Here is a 9,292-nt window from a genome sequence, read left to right as displayed (position 1 = left end):
TAAAGACCAGGGTAGACATCCCGCCACAGGGGCATGGCTCTGTATCACTTAAAAGCGTGGGGGCTTTAAACAGTTTTGAATAATCTATGATTATCTACCATAGTCCTTTGTTATGGATAAGAGATTAGTCAAGATTGGTGAAGCTGCCCGCTTATTGGGTACTGACCGCTCCACACTCAGACGGTGGGAGAGTACAGGCGAGTTACTGCCCGCCAGAAAAACCAAGGGAGGGACTCGATACTATGACGTATCCGAGTTGATGGGTCTCAGTAATGAGTCCGTCCCGACACTTTGCTACTGCCGTGTATCCAGTCATGACCAAAGGACAGATCTTGACCTGCAGCAAGAGCTGCTGGAAACATACTGCGCTGCCAAAGGTTGGCGAACGCAAGTTATTCGTGACCTTGGCTCAGGCATGAATTATAGGAAGAAAGGGCTCAACCAGTTACTTGAGTTGATTATGAAACGCCAGATTACAAGACTGGTGTTAACCCATAAAGACAGGTTACTCAGGTTTGGTGCAGAGCTGGTGTTTTCACTCTGTGAGATACAGGGCATTGAGATCGTTATCATACATAAAGGCGACCAACCCTCATTCGAGGGGGCCGGCCAACCGGAAGAACTTGCCAATGATGTACTGGAAATCATTACCGTTTTTAGTGCAAGACTGTATGGCAGCCGAAGCAAGAAGCACAAAAAAATGCTGGAAACCCTGAAAGATGTTGCTGGCACACAAGATTGAATTGCGACCAACCGAGCAACAGGCTGATTATCTGGATCGTGCCTGCGGTTCCCGTCGTCATGCCTTCAACCAGTTACTGGCTCACTTTAGTCAGGAAGGGGTCAGGTGGTCGAAGCAGGCTGCCCATGAAAAATATAAAGAACTTCGAATTGAATTTCCCTGGTATGCAGAAGTCAGTCAACGTGTAACAAGTAATACCGTCGATGACCTTCATAATGCATTTACCCATTTTTTTCGCCGGGTGAAAAACGGCAATAAAGCAGGATACCCAAGGTTTAAAAAACGCGGGTTAAACGACAGCTTTTCCTTGCGTGAAAACCTTCGCTGCCAATCAGAAGCTAAAGCTCTCGCTGAAACGTCTGGGACAAAAACAACGGGCGTTAAGCCGCAAAACGAAGGGACGCAGCCGCTCTGCGAAAGCCAAGCGAGCCATTGCCAAACTTCATTATCGTGTGAGTAACCAGCGATTGGCTGTATTGCATGAGGTTAGTGACTATCTCACTGCCAACTTCAGGGTCATCACCATTGAAGATCTGAATGTGAGCGGTATGACGGAAGTCCGCCCCACGGAAGGCCGCCCCACGGAAGGCCGCCCCACGGAAGGCCGCCCCACCAGAAACCGTAAACTGGCCAGAGCCGTTAATGATGCAGGCTTTGGAATGTTGCGTCAGTTTATTGAGTACAAGGCAGCATTACGAGATTGTCAGGGGTAGTTGCTGACCGTTTTTTCCCAAGCTCTAAGCGGTGTTCTGTTCCAGGTTGCGGCTTCATAAACGACAACCTTTTTCTATCCGTCCGGGAGTGGGAGTGCCCAAACTGCAAAACTCATCATGATCGTGACCATAATGCCAGTGTGAATTTAGATAATTATGGTCGAGGCGACCCCGTCGAGACACGTTACAGCTCGACGGGGTCGCCCAGACCCTAAACCCTACATAAGAGTGGCGTAAGACATATTTCTGTATGCAGCTGCGTTGACGGTGTAGATAAACCCAGATAATCCTGATTATCGTAGGTTTTTAGTAACGGCAGAATTGAGATGATTACGATCTGTTCGCAGTAAATCCATTACTGGACACTTTCATTTTCAGAAAAGACCCCTTCAAACAGTGCTGTGGACAGGTAACGCTCTCCTGAATCAGGCAAGATAACCACAATAGCCTTACCTTTATGCTCTGGTTGTCCTGCAACCTTAAGCGCAGCACTCACTGCGGCACCGCCGGAAATACCCGCAAGGATACCCTCTTCCCGCATAAGCCGATGGGCAGTCTCCATGGCCTCTTCATTGGAAATCTGTTCTACCTGATCCACCAGCCTGAGATCCAGGTTTGCCGGAATAAAGCCAGCACCAATCCCCTGAATTTTATGGGGTGCAGGCTTAACCTCTTCGCCCGCCAGGGTCTGGCTGATGACTGGAGAAGCACTGGGCTCAACGGCAACGGATTTGATCTTCCTGCCCTGGATTTCCTTGATGTAGCGGGATACACCGGAAATGGTTCCCCCCGTACCGACACCGGCAACAAAAATATCGATATTGCCCTCCAGAGCATTCCAGATTTCCGGACCGGTGGTCTCTTCATGAATTCGCGGGTTGGCTGGATTTTCAAACTGCTGCAGTAACAGGAATTTTTCCGGGCTTGCTTCCGCCAGTTCCTTCGCCCTGGCAATAGCCCCGGGCATGCCTTTTGCCGGTTCAGTCAAAATGATAGTGGCACCAAGGGACTTCATGACTTTACGACGTTCAAGACTCATGGATGCGGGCATGGTCAGCGTCAGCGGTATTCCCCGGGAAGCGGCGACAAATGCCAGGGCAATACCAGTATTGCCACTGGTGGGTTCAATCAGTTCCATACCTGGCTTCAGCTTTCCAGAGCGCTGGGCATCCCAGATCATACTGGCACCAATGCGGCATTTGACACTATTGGCAGGATTTCTGGACTCAATTTTCACATAAATCTCGTGACCTTTTGCCAGACGGTTCAATTTAACCAGTGGCGTGTTACCAATAGACTGGGAATTATCTTGATAGACCAGGGTCATAAAGCTCTATTCCTTGTAGTGCAAAAAAAATATCTCTGTTTTTGTATAGGCACTGCTCAATGCCTTGATTTTTTATAACTTGAGATTATCCCTGCCATCTTGATGCAGTAAAGTAATATAAAATTATAGATTTATATAAAATATCTATAATCCGCTATCAGGGAGGCGTTACTGTTTGGAGTCACAAGATGTGATGTGCTAGCTTGCAGGATAATAAAGCGCCTCATGGGCACAACACGAAATGTTGCCTGCTGATTACTTATGATGTGAGATGGATGAGAGATGATTGCAGGCACACTGTCAGTCAGACAGCAGGGCCGCTACAATATCAGGATTTTCACAGTCAAGGGCAACGTTGAGGGCTTCCTGCCAAGTGGCTGGACTGACAATATCGTGCATGGCTGCCTGATTTTTCAACCAGTACACTGTATTAATATTGCTGTTCTGTATTGCTTCGAGCAGCTGTACCCGCAGCCTGTTCTTATCCAGCGCTGGCTGAGGTAGTTGTGGATTTGCCTGGTGACTGCTGCCAACGGCCTGGTCAGCTTCATCTGCCCCGAACTGTGCTTTTATCTCCTGTGCCTTTTTGGGCATTCCCCTGAGTATATAGAGTCTCATCACGGTATCGATCAGGGCGGAATTGACAATACCATGGCTGAAAAAAAGCCGGGTAAATGCCATGATTTCGCCGAACTTTATCATACCCATACCCTCAGCCTTAGGCAGTGTGTTTTGCAGCACCTCCTTCAGGATTTTCCGGCCAATATCACGAACGGCTACGTCTGGCATAACCAATTCCAGCAGCTTTTGGGCTTTTCCGGCATCTCTTTGCTGAGCTGACTGCTGGAGGGCCGTTGCCAATGTGGATATATCCAGCTGCCCCCCGTAGACGGATTTGAACTCTTTTGCCAGATGTAACTCTGACCTTTGAACACTGATCTGCATGACCGCATTGACCAGCTCAGGAACAGTGATTCCCTTACCCAAAAAAACTTTGACAAAATTTACCAGTTGTAAATATCTGTCATAACTCATATTCAAGGCACGAGGTATGATTTTTTGCAGGACATTATCCAGTACCATTCTGGCAACCGCCTGAGAGGCCGGGTCGGACGATGACAATTCAAGTAAAAGCCCGGCCTGGTGGGCATTTAAGGTTTCTGCGGCCTTCTCCAGGGCCTCTTTCAGACTGTCTGCGGTCAGGATAGCGCCATGATCATTGACCAGCCGTTGTGCCAGAGGTAAGTTCCTGTTGCGGATTGATGCTTCCAGTGTCACTGGGATTGGGGGATCCAGCTGTGCTTTGGCATCAGGTGGTAATGGTAAAGACGAATCTACCAATGGCCCCCGGCTTTGTACTTTAGCACTAAATAAAGTTTGTCTGATTCGGGTATTTTGCTTGCCCTGAGGCGTATCAATGTCAACCGGCTTCAGGTCAGCGGTTTCAACTTCACTACTACTACTGTTGTCAATGATCAGCTCGGATTTGCATGTAGGGCAGTCCGGGACGTGTTCATGGATTCTGTATGTCACCGCCAGGGCGGCAGAGGCAATTTTCCAGTCTTCAATACACTTGTGGTGAAATGCATGGCCACAGCGAGCAACAACGATTTTCTTTTCAAATTCCTCCAGGCAGATGGGGCATACATCTTTATCGTCACTACTGATGCTTGACGAAGAAGCAGCCAATGAAGCCATGGCCGATGAAGCAGTATTGGTAACTAGCACAATTAAATTCTTTTATAACTGTATTTCCAATTCTGACAGCAATGGGAGCGAGAAGTTTCAGAGACCGTCTGTGTAGGGGCAACCATTGATTGCCCTCTCCCAACAGCCATTTATTAAACAAAGTCATCCAGTTTTGCCAATGGATTCTTCCTGTAATGATGTTCAATACGCTCTTCAACTTCGGATGTGGCTGCTTTCCCACCCAACAGCTGCCATTGCTTTGCCTGGGCCAGATCATTGTCAGATACCGCCGCCATTAAATTTTGGTTAAGTTTGTCCTGAGGATAAAACTCCGCCAATACTTTATAGTATTCGTCAACCTGAAAAAAATCATTTTCTGCAGCGAATCTTAACTTGTCATCCAGAAACTTGTCGTCTATTTGGCCACCGAATTGAATCCAGGCTTTGATATTCTCAGCAGATGTCTGCAAAGCCATGGAACGTCTCAGGCAGTAATCTTTTTCCTCTTGAGTAAACGTGCTGATACCTAGCTTTAACAGCGTCCGTGCGGCAGTAAAATCCCCTGAATTAGCAACCTCACTGCGGACTTCCGGAATTATTTTCTCAATTTTCGGCCCACCTGCCTTCAACGCCCATTTTGCTGCTTCCGTATGGCCCATAAATACCACCTCTCTGAAAAATTGCTCAATAGGATCATCTTCATAGATTTCCCGACTAAGTGAACGAATATAAAAAAGGAATTCAATATAAGATAAATTTATGCCTGGTTCTTTATGATATGGTCTAAACAGACGTAATAGACTTTTTAACTTATCATCAACTAACTTACCATGATGATCGGATAAGAAACTCGGTTGTATTTGTCGATGACATCGCTTTGAGAGTCTCAGGCTCTTGGCGTCGATTGAAATCATTGACACATCAAGTAATGCCTTTCTGATCACTCTTGCTGATAATTCTTGCAGTGATTCAGTTCCGGTTATTTCAGGCTCACCTGAATTTATTATATAAGTTTTAAGAGTATCTAAATCTTCAGCTTCCAGAACCCTTACATATTTAAAATAGGCATGCGTTTCTTGCAGCGCACGGGCTTGCTCTTGTGCAAGCCCGGGTTCCTGTCTATGTTGATGTGCTGATAGTTCAGCTATAGTGAGATTAGCAACATTGTCAGGTAACATTTTCTGGTTTTCAAGCTGAAAAATATTCCTGCTTCAGACCAGATTTCTGCAAAAAGTTTCCCAAATCCATATCACAACAGCGAACTGAAGAAACGATCAACCACTTTGGTAGCCGCCCCGTAATACTGTTCATCAAACAAGGAGCCATGATTGCCCGGCTCAAGATTCAATTCCACCGTCTTTGCTCCGGCAGCAGCTGCCTCCTGAAAGAACCCGGCAGCTGGATAGACGTTCCCCGACGTACCAATGGAAACAAAGAGATCACAGACGGACAGTGCCTGATAAATCTCATCCATCCGTAAAGGCATCTCACCAAACCAGACAATATGTGGGCGGAGATTACCGACAACACCGCAGCATTCACATTGAGTGTCGACGGTAACATCCTGATCCCAATAAAAAACCTGCCCTGTCTCCTGGCAGTGAACTTTCAACAACTCACCATGCATATGAATCATTCGGTTGCTCCCTGCCCGTTCATGGAGATCATCAACATTTTGCGTCACCAGAAGAAAACTTCCGGAGAAATGACGTTCAAACTCGGCAATTACCTGGTGAGCACGATTTGGTTCAACGGAGCTCAGCTGCCGCCTTCGGTCGTTGTAAAAGCGTTGCACCAGCGAGGGATTTCGAGCGTACCCTTCAGGTGTCGCCACATCCTCAACAGGATGATTCTCCCAGAGCCCGTCACTGGCCCGGAATGTTCTGATTCCGGACTCGGCAGAGATACCCGCACCGGTCAGTACAACAATGGATGAATAGGGCAAACTAACCTCCCGTTAATTCAACGACGGTATTTAGCTGTAAAATGTATGGCTTTGCGGGTACCGGCAGCAACCTCAATACGAAGCTGATCCGGCTTTTCCAGCGTGGCGCCCTTAACACTGTCAAGCTTTATCAGGTTGGCATCACGCTCTCTTATCAACAGCGTAATACTGTCTTGCTGATCATTAGAGACCGTTGCCTGCCATTGTACCACCAGCTCTTTAACGCTCTTTTGTTCAACATCAATACGGGTCCGCTCAACACGAACGGCCAGCGCTTCTCCCATGGTCAACCAGGCGTTATCACCAGCGGTGGTTTTCGGTAACCAAGAGTGACCACTGATGATATAGCCCCCATCCGGATCCTGCTCATACAGACGAACCTGTGCTGGCGGGAGATCCAGGGGTGCCTCAAATTTCCAGGTCAGTCTGGGACGCTCAGCCGTGGACGTTCTGCCACCAGTCGAACGGCCGTATACGTCAAGGGTATACAGCTTCTCAAGATGCAATGCTTCTGAGAAAAGATCCATCAGCTGCCTGCTATTGGCGGGAAGGACTGTGCCCTTTGGTAAGGTGGTCAGCAATACTTCACCGACACGCTCTGCGAAGTCACCGGCATCTGTCACAAGCGATGCTTCAAGCATCCGGCTCTTTTGGGAGAAGCCGGGAACACCACCTTCACCGCCGGCCACAAGGCGAATTGTTGCCTGATCGAAGTTGATATTGGCACTGTTGGTTAGCAACGTTTTTAATTCCAGACGTCCCTGGTTGTGTGATAAGAGCGTTAACCGATAATGGCTGTCGTAGCTTAATTGAGGCGTAATATACGAGAGCCTCAGAGGACCACTGACCGGCTGCTGGCCAAAATCCGCCTTCACGTATTTGAGATTTTCACCCTGAGTCTCTGAAGAGGCCAGTGACAGCATCCTCAACCCCTGGGGATCATGATAATCAATAAAATACTGACGGCCATTATTGCCTTCCACCAGCCCGATGCCCTGCTGGTAGCTGACCAGTTTTCCCAAGATAGCAACGTTCAGACCGCCACCAAACAGTTCAACGTTTTTGCCGACCAGATTCCGGTAGTAATTATCCCGATCCAGGCCGCCCTGGTACCAGAAGACGTCCTCAGGCCGGAAAACGGTATCACCATCAATGTATTCAAGGTTCAGACTGCCATCAAGCCGGTTGATCGGCAGGCCGGAAATCTCCAGGGTACCCTGCGCATCGGGTCGGGAATTGAAGATCTGGCTGATCAGGGCTTTATCACTGTAGAGCGTCACTACTGTTGACTGTGGCTGCTCAACGTTCAATTTGCCCGGTAACGATTCACCTGAGGCCCGGGTTATCAAAAACCCGGACATCAGCAGAATCAGTAATGAGTGCTTAAACATAGTGGCTCTCCTATACGCCGCTGAATTGATATGTTTGCAAGCACTTTAAAACGAATAGATTGCGTTGTCTCTCATCTTCACAGAAATGAGAGGATCATTCTGTTATAGGCGTATCGCTAATAAGTAGTTAACCGGTTGTTTTGAAAAATGAGTGGGTCATATCTGCAATGGGGCAGAGTAGTGTGCCACTGACAGGTTTCTCTGAAATAAATGTGTAAAGACTATGGCATTCGCGGCCTGTATAAAAGTCAGTTAGTCTGACTTAATCGTTATGAAAAAGATTTAGCTTGTTTAATACAATGATCATCCATTCATTACTGAGAGTGTTTGCCATGCAAGCTGTAGCTTCAACCATTGAGAGCCTTCGATGTGCTCATCAGTCAGCAGAGTTAGCAACGTGTCCTAATAATTCCCAATGGCTGACAAAGTCTGTAACAAAGGTTTCGGATGGGCTATATACCTACATGAAAGAACCTGATCTTGTTTATGTTATGGAAAAAGTTGATTCAGAAAGCATGGTTCACTGGTGGAAATACAGTGATGATGAAATAACAGTTGCTAACCGGGCAGTTTGCCGTCACTCATTTAAGTCAGAAAAAGCAAAAGCATCAGGTTTATCACTTCCTGAAACTGACCGGAAAAAAATTGAAGTTGTACGTGCTACTCAAGATCCTTTGCATAAATTTAAATGGTGCATATCATACTGTAATTTAAATGGTGTTGATGTTTGGTCAGCCTATGTGTCTAATTCTGATGTAAATCGTCGATTCAGGTATGAGACAAAAGGAGACTGTGAATCGATTGAAATGGCTGTAGCAGTGTTAACCCATATAGATGTACCGTTTCAGTTACATATGGGCGTACACAGGAATCCTGAGCACATTTTAGGAGAAAAAGATACTCATAAAGGAATTTCAATGGATTTACATGGCTTTGCGGCATTTTTTCTTAGGAACGTGATGGAGCAGAGAAAGGAGTTTGTTATTACTACTCCGATGAAGAGCATGGCCAATATTTTCAAACAACATCTTGACCCAACCTGTTATCAAGAAGGCAGTAATTTTAGTGGTAGCTTTATAAAAACCAAAGGTAAGAATCATTATGATAATAATTACAAATTTGAGTTGTTAAGTGCAGATAGCTCAGAAGAAATTATCTTTAAAGTTGAGACACCGGATGAGGTGGAGCAACATCGTTGGTTTTTTTCTAATACCCAAACTGTAGATTACTTTATTATCAAGGTTGATAGTATTGCAAAATTGCCAGGCTACAACGGTTTATCTACCAGAGGTTAGGTTTAAGCAGTTTTATCAGGGGAGTAAGTAGTTGGGCAAATGGAATCGTATATTTCTGGCTAAGTTGGCAGTTACTATGCAAGGCACAACGTAGCGAGCATAGCCTTAGCTATGTGACAGGAGTTGTAACGCCGAACGACTGCATGGATGCAGGAGCAGTTGCCGAGAGTGACTGATCACTTAGTCAGAA

At 46.6% G+C, this 9,292-nt stretch carries 10 protein-coding genes; 5 read left to right on the top strand and 5 right to left on the bottom strand.

The window, feature by feature from the left end:
* Positions 1 to 112 precede the first annotated feature (112 nt).
* From KDK15_RS14680 to KDK15_RS21540, 4 genes are read left to right on the top strand one after another with little or no spacing between them, the layout of a single operon-like run.
* Positions 113 to 742, top strand: a complete 630-nt coding sequence (locus KDK15_RS14680; RefSeq protein WP_257296133.1) for an IS607 family transposase — start codon at positions 113 to 115, stop codon at positions 740 to 742.
* Positions 720 to 1,202, top strand: a complete 483-nt coding sequence (locus tag KDK15_RS14675; protein WP_257296132.1) for a helix-turn-helix domain-containing protein — start codon at positions 720 to 722, stop codon at positions 1,200 to 1,202. Before KDK15_RS14680 ends, KDK15_RS14675 begins: the two co-directional genes overlap by 23 nt.
* Complete coding sequence (locus tag KDK15_RS14670; RefSeq protein ID WP_257296134.1) at positions 1,093 to 1,455, top strand: transposase; 363 nt, start codon at positions 1,093 to 1,095, stop codon at positions 1,453 to 1,455. The genes KDK15_RS14675 and KDK15_RS14670 overlap by 110 nt, the downstream gene beginning before the upstream one ends.
* Positions 1,443 to 1,670: a zinc ribbon domain-containing protein gene (locus tag KDK15_RS21540; protein ID WP_373691379.1), complete on the top strand. Its 228-nt coding sequence runs from the start codon at positions 1,443 to 1,445 to the stop codon at positions 1,668 to 1,670. The genes KDK15_RS14670 and KDK15_RS21540 overlap by 13 nt, the downstream gene beginning before the upstream one ends.
* 140 nt (positions 1,671 to 1,810) lie before the next feature.
* Here the strand turns inward: KDK15_RS21540 and cysK are convergent, their stop codons facing one another.
* From cysK to KDK15_RS14645, 5 genes are all read right to left on the bottom strand, one after another.
* Entirely contained in the window at positions 1,811 to 2,782 is a 972-nt protein-coding gene (gene cysK, locus KDK15_RS14665; protein WP_257296131.1) for a cysteine synthase A, read from the bottom strand.
* Positions 2,783 to 3,082: 300 nt separating this feature from the next.
* Positions 3,083 to 4,510 (bottom strand): RING finger protein, encoded by a 1,428-nt coding sequence (locus KDK15_RS14660; protein ID WP_257296130.1) that lies wholly within the window; start codon positions 4,508 to 4,510, stop codon positions 3,083 to 3,085.
* A gap of 113 nt (positions 4,511 to 4,623) precedes the next feature.
* Positions 4,624 to 5,649, bottom strand: a complete 1,026-nt coding sequence (locus KDK15_RS14655; RefSeq protein WP_257296129.1) for a hypothetical protein — start codon at positions 5,647 to 5,649, stop codon at positions 4,624 to 4,626.
* Positions 5,650 to 5,720: 71 nt separating this feature from the next.
* Entirely contained in the window at positions 5,721 to 6,416 is a 696-nt protein-coding gene (cobB, locus tag KDK15_RS14650) for a Sir2 family NAD+-dependent deacetylase (RefSeq protein ID WP_257296128.1), read from the bottom strand.
* 17 nt (positions 6,417 to 6,433) lie between these two features.
* On the bottom strand, positions 6,434 to 7,807 hold the full coding sequence (locus KDK15_RS14645; protein ID WP_257296127.1) for a hypothetical protein: 1,374 nt from the start codon (positions 7,805 to 7,807) through the stop codon (positions 6,434 to 6,436).
* Between the two features lie 332 nt (positions 7,808 to 8,139).
* Between KDK15_RS14645 and KDK15_RS14640 the strand changes: the two genes are divergently transcribed.
* Positions 8,140 to 9,102 carry a hypothetical protein gene (locus tag KDK15_RS14640; protein ID WP_257296126.1) on the top strand — a complete coding sequence of 321 codons (963 nt, stop codon included), beginning with the start codon at positions 8,140 to 8,142 and terminating at the stop codon, positions 9,100 to 9,102.
* The last annotated feature ends 190 nt before the right edge of the window (positions 9,103 to 9,292 follow it).

This window comes from Endozoicomonas sp. YOMI1 (assembly GCF_024606345.1).
Taxonomy (GTDB): Bacteria; Pseudomonadota; Gammaproteobacteria; order Pseudomonadales; family Endozoicomonadaceae; genus Endozoicomonas.
Note: the sequence above shows the minus strand (reverse complement) of the source record. Positions and strands in the feature narration are given on the sequence as shown.